Origin of the sequence: Streptomyces griseorubiginosus, assembly GCF_017614965.1 — a bacterium.
GTDB classification, from domain to species: Bacteria; Actinomycetota; Actinomycetes; order Streptomycetales; family Streptomycetaceae; genus Streptomyces; species Streptomyces griseorubiginosus_B.
The window spans coordinates 1-23,311 of record NZ_WVUG01000131.1 but is presented as its reverse complement, the minus strand read 5'-3'; the positions used below and the strand labels follow the sequence as shown (position 1 = coordinate 23,311).

The 23,311-nt window shown below is 72.3% G+C and carries 19 protein-coding genes and 1 pseudogene; 11 read left to right on the top strand and 9 right to left on the bottom strand.

From position 1 onward, the window contains the following. Positions 1-84, bottom strand: a pseudogene (locus GRC12_RS45720) (protease inhibitor protein); the annotation flags it as partial. Between the two features lie 324 nt (positions 85-408). On the opposite strand from GRC12_RS45720, the gene GRC12_RS23765 reads away from it, so the two are divergent. Together GRC12_RS23765 and GRC12_RS23760 are read left to right on the top strand one after the other, a co-directional pair. Further along, positions 409-972 (top strand): hypothetical protein, encoded by a 564-nt coding sequence (locus tag GRC12_RS23765; protein WP_208781387.1) that lies wholly within the window; start codon positions 409-411, stop codon positions 970-972. A gap of 120 nt (positions 973-1,092) precedes the next feature. Further along, entirely contained in the window at positions 1,093-2,262 is a 1,170-nt protein-coding gene (locus GRC12_RS23760; protein WP_208781386.1) for a lactate 2-monooxygenase, read from the top strand. Between the two features lie 153 nt (positions 2,263-2,415). Here GRC12_RS23760 and GRC12_RS23755 read toward each other — a convergent pair whose 3' ends face one another. The 3 genes from GRC12_RS23755 to GRC12_RS23745 form a co-directional block, all read right to left on the bottom strand. Further along, positions 2,416-4,023: an RICIN domain-containing protein gene (locus GRC12_RS23755; protein WP_208781385.1), complete on the bottom strand. Its 1,608-nt coding sequence runs from the start codon at positions 4,021-4,023 to the stop codon at positions 2,416-2,418. A gap of 501 nt (positions 4,024-4,524) precedes the next feature. Then, positions 4,525-4,902: a toxin Doc gene (locus tag GRC12_RS23750; protein ID WP_208781384.1), complete on the bottom strand. Its 378-nt coding sequence runs from the start codon at positions 4,900-4,902 to the stop codon at positions 4,525-4,527. Between the two features lie 3 nt (positions 4,903-4,905). Beyond that, positions 4,906-5,151, bottom strand: a complete 246-nt coding sequence (locus GRC12_RS23745) for a hypothetical protein (RefSeq protein WP_133043640.1) — start codon at positions 5,149-5,151, stop codon at positions 4,906-4,908. Positions 5,152-5,297: 146 nt separating this feature from the next. On the opposite strand from GRC12_RS23745, the gene GRC12_RS23740 reads away from it, so the two are divergent. Together GRC12_RS23740 and GRC12_RS23735 are read left to right on the top strand one after the other, a co-directional pair. After that, positions 5,298-5,789: a methylated-DNA--[protein]-cysteine S-methyltransferase gene (locus tag GRC12_RS23740; RefSeq protein ID WP_208781383.1), complete on the top strand. Its 492-nt coding sequence runs from the start codon at positions 5,298-5,300 to the stop codon at positions 5,787-5,789. Positions 5,790-5,803: 14 nt separating this feature from the next. After that, positions 5,804-6,526: a 2OG-Fe(II) oxygenase gene (locus GRC12_RS23735; protein ID WP_208781382.1), complete on the top strand. Its 723-nt coding sequence runs from the start codon at positions 5,804-5,806 to the stop codon at positions 6,524-6,526. Here the strand turns inward: GRC12_RS23735 and GRC12_RS23730 are convergent. Continuing rightward, positions 6,523-7,146 (bottom strand): hemerythrin domain-containing protein, encoded by a 624-nt coding sequence (locus GRC12_RS23730; RefSeq protein WP_208781381.1) that lies wholly within the window; start codon positions 7,144-7,146, stop codon positions 6,523-6,525. The genes GRC12_RS23735 and GRC12_RS23730 overlap by 4 nt on opposite strands. 170 nt (positions 7,147-7,316) lie before the next feature. Here GRC12_RS23730 and sigJ point away from each other — a divergent pair, with 170 nt between their 5' ends. From sigJ to GRC12_RS23715, 3 genes are all read left to right on the top strand, one after another. Then, positions 7,317-8,225: an RNA polymerase sigma factor SigJ gene (sigJ, locus tag GRC12_RS23725; protein ID WP_208781380.1), complete on the top strand. Its 909-nt coding sequence runs from the start codon at positions 7,317-7,319 to the stop codon at positions 8,223-8,225. Further along, positions 8,222-9,691 carry a cytochrome bc1 complex cytochrome b subunit gene (gene qcrB / locus GRC12_RS23720; protein WP_208781379.1) on the top strand — a complete coding sequence of 490 codons (1,470 nt, stop codon included), beginning with the start codon at positions 8,222-8,224 and terminating at the stop codon, positions 9,689-9,691. Before sigJ ends, qcrB begins: the two co-directional genes overlap by 4 nt. A gap of 100 nt (positions 9,692-9,791) precedes the next feature. Then, complete coding sequence (locus tag GRC12_RS23715) at positions 9,792-10,292, top strand: hypothetical protein (protein ID WP_208781378.1); 501 nt, start codon at positions 9,792-9,794, stop codon at positions 10,290-10,292. A gap of 6 nt (positions 10,293-10,298) precedes the next feature. Here the strand turns inward: GRC12_RS23715 and GRC12_RS23710 are convergent, their stop codons facing one another. Together GRC12_RS23710 and GRC12_RS23705 are read right to left on the bottom strand one after the other, a co-directional pair. Beyond that, complete coding sequence (locus tag GRC12_RS23710) at positions 10,299-12,542, bottom strand: glycoside hydrolase family 9 protein (protein ID WP_208781377.1); 2,244 nt, start codon at positions 12,540-12,542, stop codon at positions 10,299-10,301. 150 nt (positions 12,543-12,692) lie between these two features. Further along, positions 12,693-15,791 (bottom strand): glycoside hydrolase family 2 TIM barrel-domain containing protein, encoded by a 3,099-nt coding sequence (locus tag GRC12_RS23705; RefSeq protein WP_208781376.1) that lies wholly within the window; start codon positions 15,789-15,791, stop codon positions 12,693-12,695. Positions 15,792-16,048: 257 nt separating this feature from the next. Here GRC12_RS23705 and GRC12_RS23700 point away from each other — a divergent pair, with 257 nt between their 5' ends. Further along, positions 16,049-18,415 (top strand): SpoIIE family protein phosphatase, encoded by a 2,367-nt coding sequence (locus tag GRC12_RS23700; RefSeq protein WP_208781375.1) that lies wholly within the window; start codon positions 16,049-16,051, stop codon positions 18,413-18,415. 4 nt (positions 18,416-18,419) lie between these two features. On the opposite strand, the gene GRC12_RS23695 is transcribed toward GRC12_RS23700, so the two are convergent. Next, positions 18,420-18,989, bottom strand: coding sequence for an RNA polymerase sigma factor (locus GRC12_RS23695; RefSeq protein ID WP_208781374.1), 570 nt, complete (start codon positions 18,987-18,989; stop codon positions 18,420-18,422). A gap of 19 nt (positions 18,990-19,008) precedes the next feature. On the opposite strand from GRC12_RS23695, the gene GRC12_RS23690 reads away from it, so the two are divergent. From GRC12_RS23690 to GRC12_RS23680, 3 genes are all read left to right on the top strand, one after another. Beyond that, positions 19,009-20,379, top strand: coding sequence for a serine/threonine-protein kinase (locus GRC12_RS23690; RefSeq protein ID WP_208781373.1), 1,371 nt, complete (start codon positions 19,009-19,011; stop codon positions 20,377-20,379). 113 nt (positions 20,380-20,492) lie between these two features. After that, positions 20,493-21,185, top strand: a complete 693-nt coding sequence (locus tag GRC12_RS23685) for a DUF4232 domain-containing protein (protein WP_208781372.1) — start codon at positions 20,493-20,495, stop codon at positions 21,183-21,185. Between the two features lie 82 nt (positions 21,186-21,267). Then, complete coding sequence (locus GRC12_RS23680) at positions 21,268-22,518, top strand: arsenic transporter (RefSeq protein WP_208781388.1); 1,251 nt, start codon at positions 21,268-21,270, stop codon at positions 22,516-22,518. A gap of 25 nt (positions 22,519-22,543) precedes the next feature. Here GRC12_RS23680 and GRC12_RS23675 read toward each other — a convergent pair. Further along, positions 22,544-23,311: RICIN domain-containing protein (locus GRC12_RS23675; protein ID WP_208781371.1), on the bottom strand; the 768-nt coding region annotated here is incomplete at its 5' end.

Below are 23,311 nucleotides of genomic sequence, written 5' to 3'. Positions count from 1 at the left end.
GGCGAGGGCGGCTCCGGTGAGGGGGCCGCAGACGGCGGTGGCCGTGAGGGCGAGGGTCGCCGCCCAGCGCGCGGTGTTCCGCATTGTGTGCATCCTTCCGCTGGATTCCAAGGGGTGCCGGACCGTCTCGGGTCGGTGCCGGACCGGCGAGCGCGAGTCTGCCGAGTCCGCCGCGGAAACTCACCTCGACCCCCTGTGAATCAGTAACCTTGCGTGTTGAATCAGTGGCGCGAAGTCACGGCACCCGACCGGCCGAACCCCAAAACTGAGCGGTTCTTGATCGCCCGAAGCAGCCAAGTGGCTGATTCCGCCCGCTTCGTTAATAGGCCTGAAACATTCCGGTTGAGCTCTCCGCGGACTCCTCGGCACCCCCTTGCGCTCATGAAAATGCCGAGTAATCGTCATTACATGATTACGAAAGAGCAGCACGAGAAGCTACGCGGCTGGTTCACCGGCCGCATCCCCGACGACCTCTTCGAGGAACTGGCCGAGCTCACCGCCGACCGTGAGGAGATCACCGTCATCGGCCGCATCCCGGAACCCCGGCTCGCCGAGGACGCCTCGGCCGCCGAGCGGGAGGCGGCGGTCCGGAGCCGGATCGAGGAATTCCGCGAGCGCACCCGGGAGGCACGGGTGGCCGTGGCGCGCGAGGCCGAGCACCGCTTCCGCCGCAAGGTGTCCTGGGGGGTGGTGTGCGGCGGCGAGCGCGCCCTGTTCACCCATGTCGCCGCACCCGTGATGACCCGGCTGCGCCAGCCCGAGCGCCAGGTCCTCGACACCCTCATCGCGGGCGGGGTGGCCCGCAGCCGCAGCGACGCCCTCGCCTGGTGCGTACGGCTGGTCCAGCGCCACACCGACGACTGGCTGACCGAACTGCGGGAGTCCCTGGAGCATGTGCAGCGGGTGCGGGCTCAGGGCCCCGACACCGACACCGACGCCGAGCCGGAGGACGCACCGGCCGACGACGCGTGACGGACGAACCGTCCTCCCCGGTGCCGCCCGACCCTACGTGAAGGCCGGTGCGCGGCACCGCACATACCGACGAGTATGGTCGCTACGGCGCGTACTCGAGGCGGAGAGGCGGGGCGTACGGTGGCGAAGCACTGGGCGGATTTCCAGTACGAGATCTATCTCAACGGGATGAGCGGGGCGGTGCCCCGGCTGCCCACGGATCTGACCAGACTCGAGGCGCTGGCCGAGACGCGGCTCGGGCCGGGCCCGGTCGGTTATGTGGCCGGCGGCGCGGGCGACGGCAGCACCATGCGGGCCAACCGCGCGGCCCTGGAGCGACGCCGCATCGTGCCCCGCATGCTGCGGGACGTCGCCGAGCGGGACCTCTCGGTGCGGGTGCTGGGCCGCCCGCTGCCCGCGCCGGTGGCGCTGGCGCCCGTCGGCGTACTGTCGATCATGCATCCGGACGCCGAGTCCGCCGCCGCACGCGCCGCCGCCGCGCACGGAGCGCCGTACATCCTGTCCTCGGCGTCCAGCACACCGATGGAGCAGGTGGCGGAGGCACTCGGCGACACCGAGCGGTGGTTCCAGCTCTACTGGGGCAAGGACCGCGAGGTGACCAGGAGCTTCCTCGGGCGTGCGAAGGCCGCCGGGTTCTCCGCGCTGCTCGTCACCCTCGACACCCCGCTGGTGTCCTGGCGCCCACGGGATCTCGACCTCGCCTACCTCCCGTTCCTGCACGGGGTGGGCACCGCCAACTACTTCACCGACCCGGCCTTCCAGGCGGGACTGGCCAAGCCCGTGCACGAGGATCCGAACGCGGCCGTGCTGCACTTCCTCGGGCTGTTCGGGGACGCCGGACACACCTGGCCCGACCTGGCGTTCCTCCGGGAGAACTGGGACGGTCCGATCGTCCTCAAGGGCATCCTGCACCCGGACGACGCCCGGCTCGCCGCCGACGCCGGCATGGACGGCGTGGTCGTCTCCAACCACGGCGGCCGTCAGGTCGCCGGTTCCGTCGCGGCCGCCGACGCGCTGCCGCGGGTGGCCGAGGCGGTCGGCGACCGGCTGACCGTCCTGTTCGACAGCGGTGTCCGCAGCGGCGACGACGTCTTCAAGGCACTCGCGCTCGGCGCGCAGGCCGTCCTGCTCGGGCGGCCCTACGTCTACGGTCTCGGCCTGGACGGACAGGCGGGCGTCGAGCACGTGATCCGCTGTCTGCTCGCCGAGTTCGACCTGACCCTCGCCCTGTCCGGGCACGCCACACCGGCCACGATCAGCGCCGCCGACCTCGCCGAGGATCCCATGTGACCGGCCTGGCTGACGAGGCGGAGGTGGCGCAGATCGTCGATGGCGCGCTGAAGGACGGCGGCCGGGTGGCCGGCGCCGGCCTCTTCCCAGCCGCGGCGGGCGGGCGGCGGGACTTCCCGACAGGCCCTTGCGGTCGCCCCCGGGCTTCCCGCACTACGTCCGCTCGCCGGCCAGTCCGGCGGGCCGCACCGCGGGCTTCTCCGGGCCCGTGATCGACAGTGAACCCGGGGTGGCGGACGCCGGGGGCTCGGTCAGCCACCGCTGTGCGGGCGAGCCGTCCCGGACCTTGACGACGATGTCGGCTCCCGGATCGTCGGTCGTGGCGGCCAGGGCGAGCTGCTCGTCCCAGCGCGGCAGCAACTCCCCGCGCACGGTGAGGTCGTAGCGCACGTCGTCACCGCCCCCGCAACGGCCGAGGACGACCACGCCGGCGTCCACGTGCGAGTTCAGGCACAGGTCGGGGGCCGCCGCGCTGCGCAGCCGTCCGTCGCCGCCGTAGGACCACTGCTGGCTCGTGTCGGTCGAGCAGGCCGCCAGTTCGGTGTCGGCCCCCGGCTTCGGCCTGCCCCTGACGGCGAGGCAGAGGTCGGCGGAGGCGTTGCGCAGCCTCGAGTCCCGCGGCACGGTGGGCAGTTCGGCGGTGCCGGGCGAGGACCGGGCGCCGGCACCGGGGGTCGAGCCGTCGCTCGCGCTGGTGGAGGCGGCCGGGTCGACGCCGTCGTCGTGGGACCACATGCCGACGACGGCGACCGTGGCGATCAGCCCCGCGGAGGCGACGCCCAGCCCGGTCAGCAGCGCCCGCGAGGTGCGCGGCGCGCCCGGGGTGCCGCGGCCGCGCAGCGGGATGCGGGGCAGGATGCGGGGGCGGCCGCCGCCGTGCCGGGCGGAACCACGCGGGCGCGGGGTGCGCGACCGCGTGCCCTGGCCCGCGCGGCCGGGACGGGACTCCAGATAGCGGCGGGCGCCCCAGCCGAGTACGGACTCGGCCAGCAGCACTCCCAGGCCGCCCTCGAAATGGCTCAGTTGTTCGGCGGCGAAACGGCAGTAGCGGCATTCGGTCAGATGTTGCTGGACATCGGGCAGCAACGCTCCGCCACGCCGAATCGGAACGTCGAGGAGACGGTTGTAGAAGCGGCAATCCTTGCTCGGCGCGAGTTCCCGATGGGCATGTACACATCCTTCACGGAATTTTTCCCGCGCCTGTTCGAGTGCGGCCGACGCGGTCTCGGTGTCCATGCCCAGCAGACCGGCCGGGACGGTTATCGCTTCGGCCTCCACCTCGGTGTGCCAGAGCAGACACCGGGCGAGTCCGGGAAGGGCCTGGAATGACCGCTCGGCCAGTATGCGATTTTCGGGCGTCATCGACTTCGCCGAACGCATGCCGCGGCCGCCCGCGGGTTTCAGCAGCTCCGGCAGAACGGCGGATATCCGGTCCTCCGTGGTCCAGACGCGGACCGTGTCCCGGACGGCCACGAGGAACCGCGGGCGCAGCGCGAGCGCCGGCTCGCCGAGTGCCAGCCGGTCGAGCACCTGGTGGAAGGCGGCCGAGGTCACCATGGAGGCGACCTCGTTGCGGGAGGCGAGGCAGATGGCCGCGTAGTCGCGGGCCGGCTGCCAGTGCCGCGTCATGAGCAACGCGACGGAACGTGCGGTCTCACCGTCGGGGCGGCCGCGGAGCCGGGCGGCGACGTTCTCGTCGGATTCTCCCGGAACCCCGCCGGCCGGCGGGTAAGGCGGACGAGGGGGGTGGGGGGTGGCCACTGAGCGAATTCCTTCCCACGCGCATAGGACACACAGGAGTCACCGCCGCCGAAAAGGCCCCCTGGTGGTGCACACCTCTTGGACGGCGAGCGCGAGGAGCGTGAATTCGGGTACGTCCGTCGGCTCCTGCTCCCCTCAGCCAGGCGAACGTGCCCCGGCCATTCCCCCCGCACGGGTGGTCAACCCTTGCACAACACACTGATGACCAACAAGGCACTTGAGCAACATCCGCATCTTTGAAGGGAAGTCAGATACGGTCGCAACTCGCGTTCCCCGCCCCGGCTTTCCTCATTCCAGGCGCCCCGTGTGAAACAGGCGCACGCGCCGGAGCACCGCGCACGCTCCCGGCGTGCGCGCCCCCGTAGTGCACTGGTGCCGGACCTTCTCGAAAGGCCCCGGCGCAGGACGGCGGCTCTCCTGCGCCGCACGGGCCGCCGGCCTTGTTCCTCCCGCCCTGGGCCGGCGGCCCCGGCGGGTGACAGGGCCGTGCGGCCGGGGTCCTCAGATCTGCCAGGAGCGCAGCCGGTCCGCCGCGCCGTAGACATCGGTCTTGCCGTCGATCAGATCGCGGGCGAGATCGACGAGGGCGCCGTAGGGCGGGTCGATGCCGACGCCGCTGACGAACATGTACGCCACGGCGGTCGAGCAGGCGAAGCGGGCGTTGGCCGAGGGCAGCGGCTTGAGCAGCGCGAGGGTGTGCAGCAGGGCGGCCGCCCGCCAGGCCGGGTCGGAGTCCACGCCGAGGCGGGGCGGGTCCACGCGGTGCCGGGCCACGGCGGCGACCAGCGCGGAGAAGTCGTTGACGGTCGGCTGGTCCGGCAGGACCTCTTCATGGCGCTGGAGCAGCCAGGGCACGTCGATGTGGATGACGGGTGCCATCGGTCAGGCGACCCGCCCCTCGCCCGTGGCGGATGGTTCGTCCTCGGGGAACGCGGCGGCGAACTCGTCGGCGTGGGAGGCGAAGAAGCGGCGGAACGCCTCCGCCCCTTCCTGCAGGGCCCGGTGCCGGGCTATGTCGGCCGCCGCCGCCTCACGCACGAGCGCCTTCATCGACGTGCCGCGTTCCTTGGCGATCTGCCGCAGATCCTCGAGTTCACGATCACTGAACTCCACATTCAGGGCTGGCATGCCTTCACGGTACCGCCGAGGTACTCATGCGTAAATACTCCCTGCTCACAGCACCCGCGCGACGGTACCTCGAGAGGTGCTCCAAGAGTGAGGACCACGTCCGATTCCCGCCGGTCGCGACCGGTGCGGCGCAGCAGACTTGAGCCATGAACACGTACACGACCCTCGACAGCCCCCTGGGCGAACTGCTGCTGGCGGGGCGGGAGACGACCCTCACCTCGCTGTCCCTGCCGGGCCGGCGGCGCGCGCCGGCCGTCGGCGCGGACTGGCGGCGCGACGACGCGGCCCTCGCCGAGGCGGCCCGGCAGCTCTCCGCCTACTTCGCGGGCCGGCTCACCCGCTTCGACCTCGACCTCGCCCCCGCCGGCACCGGATTCCAGCAGCGGGTGTGGCGGGCCCTGGACGACATCCCGTACGGCACCACGACCACCTACGGCGAACTCGCCACGCGGCTGGAGGTGCCGCGGCACGAGATCCGGGCCGTGGGTGCGGCGGTCGGGGCCAATCCCCTGCTGATCGTCCGCCCCTGCCACCGCGTGATCGGCGCCGACGGCTCGATGCGCGGCTACGCGGGCGGAGTCGAGCGCAAGGTGCGGCTGCTCACCCATGAGGGCGCGCTGCAGCCGATGCTGGTGTGACGGAGGGAGACGACGTGACGCTCACCAGGGCCCAGGCCCGCAAGCGGGCCGGCGACACCGACTGGACGGCCCTCGCCGCCGAGCTCGACGTGCACGGCAGCGCGCCCACCGGACCGCTGCTCACGCCGGCCGAGTGCCGTGAGCTCGCCGCGCTGTACGACAAGCCGGAGCTGTTCCGGACCACCGTCGACATGGAGCGCCACCGGTTCGGCTCCGGCGAGTACCGGTACTTCACCCACGACCTGCCGGCCCCGGTGGCCGCGCTGCGCGCCGCCCTGTATCCCCGGCTGCTGCCCGTCGCCCGGGACTGGGCGGCCCGGCTCGGCCGCCCGGCGCCCTGGCCGGACTCCCTTCAGGAGTGGCTGGAGCGGTGCCATGCGGCCGGGCAGGACCGGTCGGCGCAGATCCTGCTGCGGTACGGGGCGGGCGACTGGAACGCACTGCACCGGGACGTCTTCGGCGAGCTGGTCTTCCCCCTCCAGGTGGTCGTCGGCCTCGACGTGTACGGCGCCGACTACACCGGGGGCGAGTTCCTCATGGTCGAGCAGCGGCCCCGGGCCCAGTCCCGGGGCACCGCGACCGCGCTGGAACAGGGCCACGGGCTCGTCTTCACCACCCGGGACCGTCCCGTGCGCACCCGGCGCGGCTGGTCGGCCGGGGCGATGCGACACGGGGTGAGCACCGTGCGCTCCGGGCGCAGGCACGCACTGGGCATCGTCTTCCACGACGCGTCCTAGAACGCGTCCTGGACGCCGGCCCACAGCCCCTTGCGACGGTAACTCCCCTCCCAGAACAGCCGGTTGAGGACGCGTACCGGCGCCGGGAGGGAGCCGAAGAAACGCTCCCGGTCCGCCGGCCCGGCGCCGTCGACGATCCACGGCACGAACACCGAGGCACCGCGCAGCCCTTGGGTCTCGCGCATCCGTCCGGTGAAGGCGCCCCAGTCCGCGGCGGTGAGGACGTCCTGCATCAGCGGCAGCGCGCTGTCCTCCTCGTGCCCCAGATGGTCGTCCAGAGTGGCCGTCAACGCCCGTACCAGATCGGGTAGTTCGGGTGCCCGGTCGGTCAGCGCCGTGTCGACCGACGCGAGCAGGGGGTCGATACGGGCGTGCTCGGCCTCCATGTCGTCGAGCAGGGCGAGGTCCCGGGGGCGCCCGGTGAGGCGTTCCCGTACCCGGGGCCACAGTTCGGCGTCCTCGGCGGTGTGGTGGATGTGCAGCTGCCGGGTGAAGTTCGCCCAGCCGGCCCGGACACCCGGCGTGTGCGCCCGGCCCTCGGCGACCGCCTGCGCGAGGCGCTCGAGATCGCGCCGGAAGGCGTCGTGCGAGGCGTACATGGCGGTGAAGTCGATGCTCATCGGGTCCCTCCTGTCGAATCGGTCTCCCGTGCGGGACTCGCGTTCAAGAGGGCGGGCCGGCCGGCGAGTGTGACGTCGCTGAGACGTGCGTCACACACCTTCGGTCCGATGTCACATTCGGGCCCCCGGTTCGGGTCGAAGTAGTGAGCGCACCGACGGGAGGTCCACGTATGTCCGAGAGTTCTGTCGATGAGGCGACCGATGTGTTCATCGGCCATCGCGAGCTGCTGTTCGGCCTGGTCTACAACATGCTGGGCAGCGTCGCCGACACCGAGGACGTGCTGCAGGAGACCTGGCTGTCCTGGACCGGCCGGGGCACCGACGGCATCGACAACCCGCGCGCCTACCTGGTCCGCATCGCCGTCAACCACGCCCTCCAGCGCCGCGCGGTGATCACCCGTCGCCGCGAGACCTACGTCGGCCCCTGGCTGCCCGAGCCCCTGGTCACCGAGGGCGACGGCGCCGAGGACCCGGCCCTGCGCACGGAGTCCGTGTCACTGGCGATGCTGGTCGTCCTGGAGTCGCTGACGCCGCTGGAACGCGCGGTGTTCGTGCTCAACGAGGTCTTCGGGTACGCCCACACCGAGATCGCGGAGATCATCGACCGCACCCCGGCCGCCGTACGCCAGCTCGCGCATCGCGCCCGGGGCCATGTGCACGCCCGCCGGCCGCTGTACCGGGCGCATCCGCGGGTGCGGCGGGAGGCGACCGAGCGGTTCGTGCGGGCGGCGCTCGGCGGGGACATCGCGGAGCTGATGGAGATCCTCGCGCCCGATGTCACGGTGTGGACGGACGGCGGCGGCAGGCGCAGGCCGGCGGGCCTGAAGCCGGTGCACGGCCGGGACAAGGCGGTCCGGCTGATCAACTCCTTCGCCACCCGGGGACGCGGCCCCAGGGACCTCGACCTGCGCTACCGCCGGGTCAACGGCGACGACGCCGCCGTGCTGTTCCTGGGCGACTCCCCGTACGCGGTGATGGTCATGGACCTCACGCCCGACGGCGACCGGGTCAGCGACGTCTACATCGTGACCAACCCCGACAAGCTCACGCACGTGCACAAGGACGAGGAGGCGGAGTGAGCGCCACCGAGACCCCCGGCAAGGGCGAGCGCGTCGCCGACTGGCTCGACGGCCGCCTCGGCATCCACTCGCTGGGCCGCAAGTACCTGCGCAAGGTCTTCCCGGACCACTGGTCCTTCCTGCTGGGCGAGATCTGCCTGTACAGCTTCGTCGTCCTGGTCCTGACCGGGATCTTCCTGACCTTCTTCTTCCATCCGTCGATGAACGAGGTGACGTACCACGGCGGTTACCTGCCGCTGAACGGCGTGCGGATGTCGGAGGCCTACGCCTCCACGGTGCGCCTCAGCTTCGACGTGCGCGGCGGGCTGCTGATCCGGCAGCTGCACCACTGGGCGGCGCTGGTCTTCGTCGCCGGGATGCTGACGCACATGATGCGGCACTTCTTCACCGGGTCCTTCCGCAAGCCCCGGGAGATCAACTGGCTGTTCGGCTGGGCCCTGCTGTTCCTCGGCCTGTTCGAGGGCCTGTTCGGCTACTCGCTGCCGGACGACCTGCTGTCGGGGACGGGGCTGCGCTTCGTCAACGGCGCGCTGCTGTCGGTGCCGGTCGTCGGGACGTATCTGTCGATGTTCCTGTTCGGCGGCGAGTTCCCGGGCCACGACATCGTGGCGCGGTTCTACTCGCTGCACATCCTGATCATCCCCGGCATCATGGCCGCGCTCGTCGTGGCCCACCTCATCCTGGTCGTGTACCACAAGCACACGCAGTTCGCGGGGCCCGGGCGGACCGAGCGCAATGTCGTCGGCACTCCGTTCATGCCGGTGTACCTGGCGAAGGCGGGCGGCTTCTTCTTCCTGGTCTTCGGCGCCCTCACGCTGGTCGCGGCGGTGGCGACGATCAACCCGGTCTGGGTCTACGGCCCCTTCCGCCCCGACCAGGTCTCCACGGGTGCCCAGCCCGACTGGTATCTGGGGTTCGCGGAGGGTCTGGTCCGGGTGATGCCGGGGTGGGAGATCACCCTGTGGGGTCACACGCTGGTCCTGGGCGTCCTGATCCCGGTCGTGGTCTTCCCGCTCCTGCTCGTCTTCATCGGGGTGTACCCGTTCCTGGAGGCGCGGGTGACCGGCGACCGGCGCGAACACCACCTTCTCGACCGCCCGCGCAACCGTCCCGTCCGTACCGGGATCGGGGCGGCCTGGATCAGCCTCTACCTGGTCCTGCTGGCCGGCGGCGGCAACGACATCGTCGCCACCCGCCTCCATCTCTCCATCAACACGGTCACCTGGACGGTCCGCGTCGCGGTGTTCGTCCTCCCGGCGATCGTCTTCGTCGTCACCCGCCGTGTCTGCCTCGGCCTCCAACTCCGCGACCGGGAGCTGGTGTTGCACGGCCGGGAGACCGGCGTGATCAAGCGGATGCCGAACGGTGAGTACGTCGAGGTCCATCAGCCCCTCACCCGGGCCGAGCTGCACACCCTGACCGCGCACGAGCGGCCCCGCGAACTCGTCGAGCACGAGCGGCGCTGACGGGACCGGCGGCGCAACCGCCGAGACCCTTGCGGAGTCTCCCCCACCGACACCCGGGCGCGCACCGATGTGCGCCCGCCGCACGCTCGTGGAGGCACCGATGGCCATGGTCGGCCTGTTCTGGATCACCGAGGACTCCGTGTACCTGGGCGCGGAGCCCGCGGGGACGGCCTCCGGGGTCAGGCTGACGGAGGACGGCGTCGAGACCGTGGGCTCCGGGCACGGATCGGCCTGGAGCTGGGAGGAGGTGCGGGGGATCGAGGCCGCCGACGTGGCCGTGCGCTCCGGAGCACGTCGTCTGGCCTCGCTGGCGTGGGACTCGGTGGCCGTCCTGGTGACCGGCGACGGGGAGCTTCCCCCGGCCTTCACCGTCCGGGTGGCCGCCGCCGACGGCACCGAGGAGGTGAGCGTCCTCTCGGCTGCCGTCGGCGGCATCCACACACCCGGCGAGTACGAGCTCTCCCGTACGCTCCTGGAACGGATCACCGACAGCCGTGAGGTCGTCGGCGAACTGCTCGCCTGGGGCCGGCACCACGCCGCGGAGGGCACCCCGCGCCGCGAGGAGCGCGAGGCGCTGCTCCGCAAGTGGGCCGGCGCGTAGGGGTGGTCAGCCCTGGTCGGCGACGAAGGACGCCATGCGGGCCAGGGCCGCGTTCCAGTTGATCGCGGTCTCGTTGGTCGACCAGGACTGGATGTCGTCGATGTAGCAGAACTGGCCGACGCAGCCCTGGAGTTTGCTCTGTGCGTAGGGGTCCTGGATGGAGGAGTTCGGTCCGCCCGCGAGGGTCCCGCGCGGCGGGTTCGGCAGGTTCGGGTCGAGCTCGTGGGCGTACCAACGGCTGTGCTGGTTGTGCGAGGTGACCTCGCCGTAGCCGGTGACGTACGAGATGTTCAGGGCGTTGCGGCCGAGGATGTAGTCCATGCTCTGCGTCGCCGCGTCCCGGTACTTCGCGGCGCCGGTGATGTCGTACGCCGTGGCCAGGACGACCGCGTTGTTGAGGACCTGGGCGCTGGAACCCCAGTCGTAGAGGTTGTCGTCGGGGGCGTAGGGCATCCCGTACGGCTGGGACGTGAGCGTGGCCAGATAGCGGTCGGCGCCCTTCACGACGGACTGGCGCACCTTGTCCCGGCCGGGCAGCTTGCTGGGCACCGTGGCCAGGTCGAGCCGCCCGGCCGCGGCCGTCCGGCCCCAGTCGAAGCCGAGCGGGCCGAAGATGTCGGCGGTGTTCACGGGCGAGGTGCGGACGTAGTCGGCGAACTGCTGCTCCCCCGTGGTGAGGTACAGCTCGGCCGCCGCCCAGTAGAACTCGTCGGTGGCGTTGGTGTCGTCGTAGGTGCCGCCTCCCGTGCCGTCGCTCGCGGAGGCGTACATCGCGGGATGGGCGAGAGCGGCGGTCCACGCCTTGCGCGCGGCGCTCAGGGCCTTCGCGGCGAACGCGCGGTCGTAGGGCCGGTACAGACGTGCCGCCTGGGCCGCGGTCGCCGCCAGGTTGAGGGTGGCCTGGGTGGAGGGCGGGTGCAGCTCACGCTTCTGCGGGTCGTCGCTGGGCAGCAGGGGCAGGCCCGTCCACTGCTCGTCGTGGACCTTGTGGTGGGCCATCCCGGCCAGCGGCCGGCCGTCCGGCACCTGCATCTTCAGCAGGAACTCCAGCTCCCAGCGCGCCTCGTCGAGGACGTCCGGCACCTTGTTGCCGCTCTCCGGGACGGCGAGGGTGCCGTCGCGCAGCCTGCCCGACTCGCCGGTGCGGGCCAGCAGTTCGCGTTCGTAGGTGCTCAGCAGCTCCCAGGTGGCGATGCCGCCGTTGACGACGTACTTGCCGTGGTCGCCCGCGTCGTACCAGCCGCCGGTGACGTCGAGGGTGTAGTCGCAGACGCCGGGCTGACAGGCGACGTTCGAGTCACCCTGGTTGGGCGGGACGTCGACATGGCCGGCGGGCCTGCCGTAGCCCGGGCGCAGGTCGTCGCGGATCGCGATGCCGCTGCGCTGGGGGTAGTAGTACTTCAGCGAGTCCAGCCGCAGCTGCTCGTAGTCACCGGTCCCGATGTCGAACGGGCGGCTGGTCTCCCCGTCGGCCACCAGCGTGAAGCCCTTGCCCGGCCTGCGGTAGGCGCCGAAGTCGATGGAGTGCACGTTCTGCCCGGAGGAGACGTCGACCCCGCGCGGCACGCTCCAGCCGTGCGCCACGGTGGTTCCGCCGGCGTTCTTCAGCTGCCAGGGCAGCCTGGTGGTGGCGTCGGTGACGAGGGTGGCGTTCTTCGGGCCGGAGGGCAGATAGCCGACCTGGTTGACGCGCACCCGCGGTCCCGTGTCGGGGTGGTACACCTCCGGCGGCACCCCGCCCAGCAGCGACACGTCGTCCATGCACATCCGCCACGCGTCCGCGCTGCCGCCCGCCTGGAAGGCGACCTGCGCCTGGGTGGTGTCGACGGGCGAGGTGAAGGTGTAGGCGTACGTGTCCCCGGAGACCGTCAGCTGCGGGCTGATCTCGAAGTAGGTGTCGTACGGCGACACCTGGAGCCCCACGATCGCCCGCACCACGTGCCCCTCGGGAGAACCGGAGACCTTGAAGGCGAACCGGTACGACTCCCCCTTCACCAGGGTGACGTCGTTCTGGCCGACGGCCGCGTCCCAGCGGTTGGCGGTGCCGCCGGGGACGTCCGCGCAGAGCTGTCCGTCGGACAGGCCCGCGGTGACGTTGCTCGTCGTCCACCAGGGAGCGGTGGTGGTGTCGAAGGTGCCGTTCTTCAGCTGCTCCACCTCGTCGGCCGCCGCCGGGCCGGCGGGCAGCCCGGTGAGGGTCGCGCCCAGCAGGGCGGCCAGGGTCAGCAGGACGGTTCTGCGTCGTTTCACGTCTGGGCTCCTCGGGTGGAGGGGCGGGTGACGCTCACCGAACTCGATGGGAGCGCTCCCAGATGCGGACGCAGCTCATGTTTGTTCGCGCCATGACACTCCGTCAACGGTCCGGACGGGACGACTTCCCGTCCGGACCGTTGCCCGGGGTCAGCCGGCCGGGACCTCCAGCTTGCTGATGCGCACCGCGCCCGCGGCGGTGCCGGGGTGCGCGCTGGTCATCGTCAGACGCAGCCGGGAGCCGCTGGTCGCGTCGAAGGTGATGACGGTGGGCGCGTCCGAGGCGGTGGCCCAGTCGGTCGACGCCCCGGTCACCGGCACATACGTGTGCCCGTTCCACACGGCGACCTCGACGGAGGCGGGCAGGCTGTGGGTGGCGTCGGCGGTGAAGGACACCTCCACCCGGCCGAGGTTCCGGGTGCGTCCGAAGTCGACGGAGACCCAGTCCCGCGTCCGGGCCCCGTTGAAGGCGGGCAGCAGGGCGGTGGCCGACTTGGTGAAGGCGTTGGACCAGCCGGTGGCGGGGTCGCCGTCGAGCATCGCCGCGGGGAGGGTGTCCGGGCGGCCGGAGTAACTGGCGTCCGCGTACGGGTAGTTCGGGGCTGCCGGGTGGTCGGGCTCGAACGCGGGGGCCGGTGTGGCCGCGACCGAGCGGGCGGGCGTGGTGCGCACGGTCGCCGTACCGGTCCGCAGACCCGCCGCCCGCGCGGTCACCTTCAGGGAGCCGGGCGTGGTCCCGGAGCGGACGATCGCGAGGGCCTTGCCGTGGAAGGCGGTCCGGGTGGTGGCCTGGTAGCGCTCGGCGCTCTCCTCGCGGCCGTTGTCGAGCCCGGCCAGCGAGCCGCCCTTCACGTCGAAGGTGATCAGATGCCCGGCGTCGGGCACCACCACGCCTCGCGCGTCGACGATCTCCGCGGTCACGAAGACCAGTGAACGCCCGTCCGCGGCGAGCGACGTACGGTCGGCGGTGAGACGTACCGCGTGCGCCTCGCCCGCCGTGCGCAGCACGTCGGTGGCCACCGTCTTGCCGTTCCGCCGCGCCACCGCCTTCAGCTCGCCCGGCGCGTACGGCACCTTCCAGGTCAGGTGGAGTTTGCCCGCGCTGCCGTTGGGGCTGGTGTAACTGCCCGGATAGGGGCCGCCGGTGACGGTCTTGTCGTCGCCGGTGGCCTCGGTGGTCTCCAGATAGGTGCGGCCGTCGGTGGTCGTCTTGGTGTCGAAGCTCCGGGTGCCGAGGGACGTCCCGTTGAGGAAGAGTTCGACGGTCTCCACGTTGGAGTACGCCCACACCTCGACCGTGTCACCCTCCTCGTGGTTCCAGGTCATCGGCAGCAGATGGACCATCGGCTCGTCGACCCACTGGCTGCGGAAGAGGTGGTACATGTCCTTGGGGAAGCCGGCCGTGTCGACCGCGCCGAAGAAGGACGCCTTCACCGGGAAGACGTCGTACGGGGTCGGCTCGCCGATGTAGTCGATCCCGGACCACAGGAACTGCCCGGCGAACCACTTGCGGTCCCGGTCCTTCTTGTGGCCGTACTCGCCGCTCATGGTCCAGGAGGCGAGGTTGTTGTCGTAGGAGGAGACCTCCCGCCTGCCCGGCGTGTGGTTCTCGCCGGTGTTGAGGTGCTCGGGCTCCTGGTAGGTGCCGCGCGTGGAGGTCTCCGAGGAGGACTCCGACTCGAAGAGGAACAGCTTCGGGTACCTCGCGTGCAGGGCGTCCACCGACCTGGCGGTGTTGTAGTTGAGTCCGAGGCCGTCCAGCTTGGCGAGCATGAGGTCGGCCGCCGAACCGGCGGCGGGCACGGAGTGGTACTTGTTGGAGCCGATGACGACCGGCCGCGTGTCGTCGGCCGCCTTGATCGCGGCGATGATCCGGTCGGCCATCGCCAGCCCCGCGGTGGAGGTGGAGTCGGGGATCTCGTTGCCGATGGACCACAGCACCACGGCCGGTGAGTTGCGGTGCGCGAGGACCATCTCGGTGGCGTCCTTCTCGCACCACTCGTCGAAGAAGCGGCCGTAGTCGTACTTCGTCTTGCCGGTCCTCCAGCAGTCGAAGGCCTCCACCATCATCACGATGCCCAGTTCCTCGCAGACCTGGACGATCTCGGGCGAGGGCGGGTTGTGGGAGGTGCGGAAGGCGTTGACACCCATCGACTTCATGATGGTCAGCTGTCTGCGCACCGCGTCGATGCTGATCGCGGAGCCGAGGGCGCCCTGGTCGTGGTGGAGGTCGACGCCCTTGATCTTGGTGTGGGTGCCGTTGAGGGAGAAGCCCTCGTCGGGGTCGAAGCGGTACTCGCGGATGCCGAAGGTGGTGCGGCAGGTGTCGACGGTCCTGCCGCCGACGCGCAGTTCGGTCACCAGGGTGTAGCGGTGGTGCGGGGTCGCGAAGTCCCACAACTTCGGCTTCGGGACGGTGAGTTCGTGTGTCTCGGCGGCCTTGTCGGTGACGGTGGCCGTGGTGGCCGCGCGGGCGACGGTACGGCCGGAGGGGTCCTTCACCGTCGAGCGGATCTCCACCCGGCTCGTGGCGCCCGACTCGTCGACCACCGAGGTCCGGGCCCGTACAACGGCCCGCTCGGCGCTGATGTCCGGCGTGGTGACGTACGTGCCCCAGCGCTCCACGTGCACCGGCTCGGTGATGACCAGGCGGGCCTCGCGGTAGATGCCGCTTCCGGAGTACCAGCGGCTGCTGGGCAGCTGGTTCTGCACCTTGACCGCGAGCACGTTCGCGGTGCTGCCGTCGGTGTGCACGAGACCGGTGAGATCGAGGGCGAAGCCGGTGTAGCCGTAGGGGTGGCGGCCGACCTGGGTGCCGTTGCAGTAGACGTAGGAGTCCATGTAGACGCCGTCGAACTCCACCGAGATCCGCTTGCCGGTGAAGGCGGGCGGCAGGGTGAAGGCCAGCCGGTACCAGCCGAGGCCGCCGGGGAAGAACCCGGTGCCGCTGGTGGTGCCGTACTGGGTGGTGGGGGTCTGTTCGATGCTCCAGTCGTGCGGAACGGCCACCTCGCGCCAGGCCGAGTCGTCGTAGCCGGGGTCGGGGGCGTTCGTGTAGGCGCCGGTCGGATCGGTGATGCCGGCCGGATCGACCAGCGCGAAGCGCCAGCCGTCGCGCAGCGCGACCGTGTGCCGGCCGGCCGCGCCCCCGGCCGCCGCGGCGGCACGGGCCGCCGGTGTGGCCAGGAGCACACCGGCCGCGGGTGCGGCGGTGGAGGCGAGCAGAACCGATCTGCGAGTGACCGTCATGGCGGCTCTCCCTCATCAGGGCCCAGAAGTACTCACAACTGATCGTGAACAAACAGATTCTGACGGTCTGCCACGCGCGCCCGTCAAGGGTGCGGCGGGCGCCGTTCTGCCGCGCGGGCGACAACGGCCGGTTTTGCCCCTTGACCGACCGCACCCACACACTCGGGGGTTCCTCGTTCGCCGCGGACCACTTCGCACTACGCTGGGACTCCGGTGACGCACTTGTTCACTGTGCGTAGGCGCGATGGGTGGCGACGATGAGCCCGGTGGATCCGTTCGACGATGCCTCGACCGCGAGGGCCGTCATCGATGAGCGGGGACGCGTGGTCCGGTGGGGCGCCGGAGCCCGACGACTGCTGGGGTTCGAGGCCGCCGAGATCGTGGGCCGTCCGGCGGCCACCCTCCTGGCCGGCGCGCAGGAACTCGCCCCTCCCCCGGGTCCCCGGTGGAGCGGCGGTCTCGACCTGCGCCACCGGGACGGCCGCACCCTGTCCGTCCGGCTGCTCGCGCTGCGCAGACCGCCCGAGGGAAACCCGGCCAGCTGGCAGGTCGTGGTCCCGCCGGACGGCGCGGAACTCCGTCCGTCCGACGACACGCTGACCGCGGCGGCACTGGCCCAGTCCCCCTGTCCGATGCTGGTGTGCGACGGGGACCTGCGCCTGCGCTGGCTCAACGAGCGCATGGTCGGGATGATCGATCTGCCCGTCGACAAGGTGACCGGGCTGCGGATCACCGACATCGGCGTCCGCAAGGAGAACCAGGACCTCGAGGACCTGCTGGGCGAGGTGCTCGCAACCGGACAGCCGCGCGACATCGAGACCTACCTCCGCCCCAGCGGTCTCGACCACTCCTCCGCCTTCCTCACCCGGCTCGCACCGCTCACCGATGCCTCGGGACAGGTGCGGGGCGTCTGTCTTACCGGCCATGACTTCACCGAGCACTACCTCGCCCGCGAGCGCCTCCGCCTGGTCAACGAGGCCAGCGTGCGCATCGGCACCGCCCTCGACGTCACCCGGACGGCTCAGGAGCTGGCGGACGTCTTCGTGCCCGCGCTGGCCGACCTGATCAGCGTCGACCTGCTGGACCTCCAGGAGCACGGCGGTGAGCCCCCGCCCCGGCTCAGCGCGCCGATCGCCCTGCGGCGGGCCGCGCACGCCTCGGTCAATCCCGGCACTCCCGAGGCCGTTCTCAAGCCCGGACAGACGGAGCACTACCCAGCCGGCTCGCCCCAGGCCGACTCACTGGTCGCGGGCCGCACCATCGTCGCCTCGGTCTCCGAGCTCGACCAGTGGCTGAGCTGGCACAAGGCGCGCGCCGACCGGGTCAGGGAGTACGGCATCCACTCCACGATGGCCGTGCCGATGCGGGCCCGCGGGCTGACCCTGGGCGTCGCGGTCCTCACCCGCTTCCGGCGGCCGGACCCCTTCACGGCCGACGACGTGCTGCTGGCCGAGGAGATCACCACCCGGGCCGCCGTCTGCATCGACAACGCCCGCCGTTTCTCCCGAGAGCGCGAGACCGCCCTCGCCCTGCAGCGCAGCCTGCTGCCCCGCTCACTTCCGCACACGGCCGCCGTGGACGCCGCCTCCCGCTATCTGCCGGCCGCGCGTGCCGGGGTGGGCGGTGACTGGTTCGACGTGATCCCGCTGTCGGGGATGCGGGTCGCCATGGTCGTCGGGGACGTCGTCGGCCACGGCATCCAGGCCTCGGCCACGATGGGACGGCTGCGCACCGCCGTACGCACCCTCGCCGACATCGACCTGGCCCCGGACGAGCTGCTCACCCATCTGGACGACCTGGTGGTGCGGCTGTCCGCGGAGTCCGGCAGCGACGGCACCGGCGAGGTCGGGGCGACCTGTCTGTACGCGGTCTACGACCCGGTGTCACGACGCTGCACCCTGGCCCGGGCCGGGCATCCCCCGCCGGTCGTGCTGCCGCCCGGCGGCGAACCGCAGCAGGTCGAGCTGCCGGCCGGACCGCCGCTGGGCCTGGGCGGGCTGCCGTTCGAGTCCACGGAGCTGGAGCTGCGCGAGGGCAGCGTGCTGTCGTTCTTCACCGACGGCCTGATCGAGACTCGCGAGCGGGACGTCGACGCCAGTCACCGGCTGCTGTGCGAGGCCCTGTCCAGGCACGTGGACTCGCTGGACGAGACGTGCGACCGGATCCTGCACGCCCTGCTGCCCCCGGGCGGCGCGCCGGACGACGTGGCCCTGCTGCTGGCCTGTACCCGGGGGCTGCCCGCCGCCCGGGTGGCGACCTGGCACATCCCCGCCGACCCGGCGCTGGTGGCGCCCATCCGCAAGCAGGTCGTCGAGCAGTTGGACATCTGGGAGCTGCAGGAGGCGGCGTTCACCGCCGAGCTGGTGGTGAGCGAGCTGGTCACCAACGCGATCCGCTACGGCGCCCACCCCATCCGGCTGCGGCTGATCCACGACGAGTCCACGCTGATCTGCGAGGTGTCCGACACCAGCCACACGGCCCCGCACCTGCGCCGCGCCAAGACCTGGGACGAGGGCGGCCGCGGTCTGCTGCTGGTCGCCCAGCTCACCCAGCGCTGGGGCAGCCGGCACACCGGCGAGGGCAAGACGATCTGGGCGGAGATCGGCCTGCTGGACGAGGACTGAGCGCTCAGGCCCGGTCCGTCAGCCAGGGGCGGACCCGGCGGCGGGCCTCGTGCAGGCGGGACTTGAAGGTGCCGAGGGGGATCCCGGCGCGCTCCGCGGCCTCCGCGTACTCCAGCTGGCAGACGTCCCGGTAGACCAACGGCTCGACCAGCTGCGGGTGTTCGCGCTCCAGCCGCTCCAGGGCCTCCAGCAGGTCGATCCGGGAGCCGGCGATCACGCTCGTGGTGCGGGGGTCGACGGACCGGTCGGCGTCGAGGGGAGCCGGCTGCTCGGCGGCCCGTCGCTTGAGCTCCCGGTACTTCTGGCGGCAGCAGTTGGCGACGACCGTGTGCAGCCAGGTGCTGAAGCGGCTGCGTCCCTCGAAGGTGCCGATCTTCCGGGACACCTGCAGCAGGACGTCCTGGGCCGCCTCCTCGGCGTCCTCGCGGCAGGGCAGGAAGCGGCCGCAGCGCCTGAGGATCTCGGGCCGGATCGCCTGGAGCAGTTCCTCCAGTGCCGCCGGATCGCCCGTGGCGGCCAGACGGGCGAGTTCCTCGGTGGGCACGACCAGGTGCTCGGCTCGGGATCGATCCACGTCCAGGCATGATAGTCGTATGCACTCCGTGGAGCGGATCGGGCGCTACCGCCTCGAACGACGCCTGGGCACGGGCGCGTTCGGCACGGTCTGGCTCGCCCACGACGACGTGCTGCGAGCGCCCGTCGCGGTCAAGGTCCTCGCCGACAACTGGGCCCACCGCCTCGATGTGCGCGAGCGCTTCCTGGAGGAGGCGCGCATGCTGCGCCGGGCCGGCTCCGAGCGGGTGGTGCAGGTCTACGACATCGGTGAACTCCCCGACGAGCGGCCGTACTTCGTCATGGAGTACGCCGACGGCGGCACCCTCGCCGACCTGGTCGCCGACGGTCCGCTGCCGGTCCCCGAGGCGCTGCGGCTGACGGCGCTGGCCGCCCGGGGCGCGGCGGCGCTGCACGAGGCGGGGATCGTGCACCGGGACATCAAGCCCACCAACGTACTGCTGTCCGGGAGCGGTCCGCGGGTGCTGCTCGCCGACCTGGGGCTGGCCAAGAGCCTGGCGCAGGCGTCCGGACTCACCCTGGCCGCGGGCTCGGCGGGCTACCGTCCGCCGGAGCAGGCCGAGGTCGGTGCGGGGATCGACGAACGGGCCGACGTGTACAGCCTCGGCGCGGTCGGCTACCACCTGGTCACCGGCACGGTGCCGGGCGAGCCCGGCAAGGTCGTACCGCCCGACCGGCTGCGCCCGGACCTGGACCCGGCGGTCCGGCGCGCCCTGATGCGGGCGCTGGAGCCGGACCGGGAACGGCGCTGGCCCACCGCGCGGGCCTTCGCCCAGGAGCTGGAAGGGCTCGCCTCGACGGGTCGACGGCCCCGGCGGCACCGCCGGGCCCTCGCCGTCGCCGGCGTGGTGGCGGTGGCCGCGGCCATCGGGGTGATTCCGGCGCTCCTCCACCGGTCCGCGCCGGCGTCCGCCGTGCGGGTCGCCGACACCGGCGGGCGGGTCACGGCCGAGGTCCCCGCCGCCTGGGACCGCCAGCTGCGCGACTCGGGCTGGGATCCGCGGGCGCTCGGCCTGCCCGGCGGGCACGAGCCGGGGTTCGCCGTCGCGGACGACCTGGCCAAATGGCCGGACCTCGCGGCACCGGTGAACGGCGCCTTCGTCGGCCTGAGCGGGCCCGGGGACCTCACGGCCGCGGTCGACGCCCTCAGCCACCCCGGCTGCCACTACGACGGCGGCCACACCTACAGCGGCACGGCGTGGCGCGGCACGGTCCGCGTCTGGAGCGACTGCTCCGGCCGGCCGGGGACGGTCACGGAGGCCGCGCTGGCACCGGCGGACGGTGCCGGGCGGCCCCGGGTGTACGTCCAGATCCGTACCCACGGCACAGTCTCCGCCGCCGACCGCGTGCTGGCCTCCGTGCGCGTGACGGGCCGGCAGGGCGCACCCTGAAACACGCGCGAACTTTTTCGTCCGGGCGCGCATCGGACCTGTATGACGGGGCACAGAGCGCCGTACGCACGCGCTGTGGCGTGTGCGGGCAAACTCCGGGAGTGTTGAGGACCATGGCGAACAAGTCCCCCTCCGTCCACCGGGCGGCCCTGGCGGCGGGCGCGGCCCTGCTGCTGGGCACGCTGACGGCCTGCGGCAGTGGCGGTGACAGCGGCGCGAGCTCTCCGCAGACGCTGAGCGGCACGGCGGCGCCTGCCACCGGCGGCGCCGCCACCGACTCGGCGAGCGCGTCCGTCACCGCCTCGGCCTCGGCGCCGGGCAGCACGGCCGGCAAGGCCACTCTCACCGTGGGCACGCCGCCGTCGCAGACCACGTCGGCCGCCTCCAAGAGCCGCTGTCACACCTCCGAGCTGCGGGCGAGCGTCGGGCGCAACGACCCCGGCGCCGGGCAGGAGAACTTCCCGATCGTGCTGACCAACACGTCCTCGCGCACCTGCACGGTGCGCGGCTATCCCGGTGCCGCCTTCCTGGACGCGTCGGGCAGGCAGCTCGGACCGGACCCGGTGCGCGAGTCGGGGACACCCACGACGGTGACGCTGGCGCCCGGCAGGAGCGCCTGGGCAGGGATGACGTTCTCCAATCCCGGCGTCAGCGGCGCGCACGCCGCCACCCCCGCGGCGCTGCTGGTGACCCCGCCGGACGAGAGGGACCCGTTGAAGGTGACGTGGACGGGCGGTCCGGTCCCGGTCTCCGGCAACGCGTCCTCCGTACGCCTGATGGTGTTCGCCCCCGGGACGGGCCCCTGAGCAGCGGGGTCCTGACGGGCCTCTTACCGGGGACTGATTTCATGGAGCCCTCCCGCCTCGCGTCGCCCTGAAGGACCCTGCCCTGAACACCCCGCTCGCCGAAGCCCTGTCCGTCGTCCTGCTCGCCGCCGTCCTCGGCTTCGCCGTCGTCCGCCCGAAGGGGCTGCCCGAGGCGGTGCTGGCCGTGCCGGCGGCCGGGATCGTGATCGCCACCGGCGCGATCCCGCTGGACCACGCCAGGCAGGAGGCGGCGCGGCTCGGCCCGGTCGTCGGCTTTCTGGCGGCGGTGCTGGTGCTGGCCCACTTCTGTGACGTCGAGGGGCTGTTCCAGGCATGCGGGGCGTGGATGGCGCGCTGGGCGGCCGGGTCGCCCGGGCGGCTGCTGACCGCGGTGTTCGTGCTGGCCTCGGTGATCACCGCGGTGCTCAGCCTGGACGCCACGGTGGTGCTGCTGACACCGGTGGTGTTCGCGACGGCCGCCCGGGCGGGCGTACGGGCCAGACCGCACCTGTACGCGTGCGCCCATCTGTCGAACACCGCCTCGCTGCTGCTGCCGGTGTCCAACCTGACCAACCTGCTGGCGTTCGAGACGAGCGGGCTGAGCTTCACCCGGTTCGCCGCGCTGATGGCGCTGCCGTGGGTGGTGGCGATCGGCGTCGAGTACCTGGTCTTCCGGCGCTTCTTCCGTGACGACCTGAGCGCCGCCGCCCACTCCCCCGAGCCCGGCGGGACGCCCGAGCTGCCGCTGTTCGCGCTCATCACCGTCGGCTGCACGCTGGCCGGGTTCGTGGTCGCCTCGACGCTCGGCGTGGAGCCGGCGTGGGTGGCCGCCGCGGGCGCGCTGGTCATGGCCGGCCGGGCGCTGGTACGGCGGCGCGCCACCCCGCCGGCGGTGCTGAAGGCCGCTTCGCCCGCGTTCCTGGCGTTCGTGCTGGCGCTCGGCGTCGTGGTGCGGGCGGTGGTGGACAACGGGCTCGCCGACGCGCTCGGCCAGGTGGTGCCCACGGGTTCGGGGCTGCTCGCGCTGCTCGGGATCGCCGCGCTGGCCGCCGTCCTCGCCAACCTGATCAACAATCTGCCGGCCGTGCTGGTCCTGCTGCCGCTGTCCGCCGCGGCGGGACCCGGCGCGGTGCTGGCGGTGCTGCTCGGGGTGAACATCGGCCCGAACCTGACCTACGCCGGCTCCCTGGCGACGCTGCTGTGGCGGCGCATCGTGCACGGGCACGGGCAGGACGTGCACCTAGGGCACTTCACCCGGCTCGGCCTCGTCGCAACGCCGGCCGCGCTGGTGTCGGCCGTTGCGGCGCTGTGGCTGTCGCTGCAGGTGGTCTGAGTCCGAGCGGGCCCGGGCCGGGCCGTCAGTGGCGGCCGCCTCCGTAGCCGCCCCAGCCGTAGCCGCCGCCCGGGCCGCCGTATCCGCCGCCGTAGCCGCCCGGGCCTTGGCAGTAGGCGGGGTTGTAGGAGCAGTACGGGTTCGAGGGGTACGGGGTCGACGGCGTCGGCTGGGCGGTGGTCGGCTGCGCGCTCGGCGTCGGTGTGGCGGCCGGAGTGCTCGAGGCCTCGGGGGCGGCCTTCTTGACGGACGGCGACGGCTCGGCCCTGGTGTCCGCGTCCCAGTTGACGACCTGCATCTGCAGGTCGGCGCGGGAGGTGTCGAACGCCCAGCGCTGGGCGTCGGTGTCGTCGCGGGTCTTGACCACGAGCGCGCCCGAACCGTCGGTGGCCGCGGGGCTCAGGGCCAGGTTCTGGTTCCAGCGCGGCACGACGGTGCCCTGCAGGGTGAAGTCGTAGCGGATGTTCTTCGGGTTGCCGTCCGTGCACGGGGCCAGCTGCACCGAGTAGGCGAGGTGGGAGTCGAGGCAGAGCTCGGGGTCGGCGACACTGCGCAGCCGGCCGTCCGTCTCGTACGCCCACTGCTGGCCGGTGGCCGAGGAGCAGGTGGCGAGTTCGGTCTCGGCGCCCTGGACGACCTTCTTGCCGACGACGGCGATGCACAGACCCGAGTCGAGGTTGTGCAGCCGGCCCTGGACGTCGCCCTGCGCGGCCTCCGCGGCGCTGATCCAGGAGGGGTGGCCGGCGGCGGTGCTCCGGCCGGGCTCGGGGGTCGGGGAGGCATGGCCCCCGGC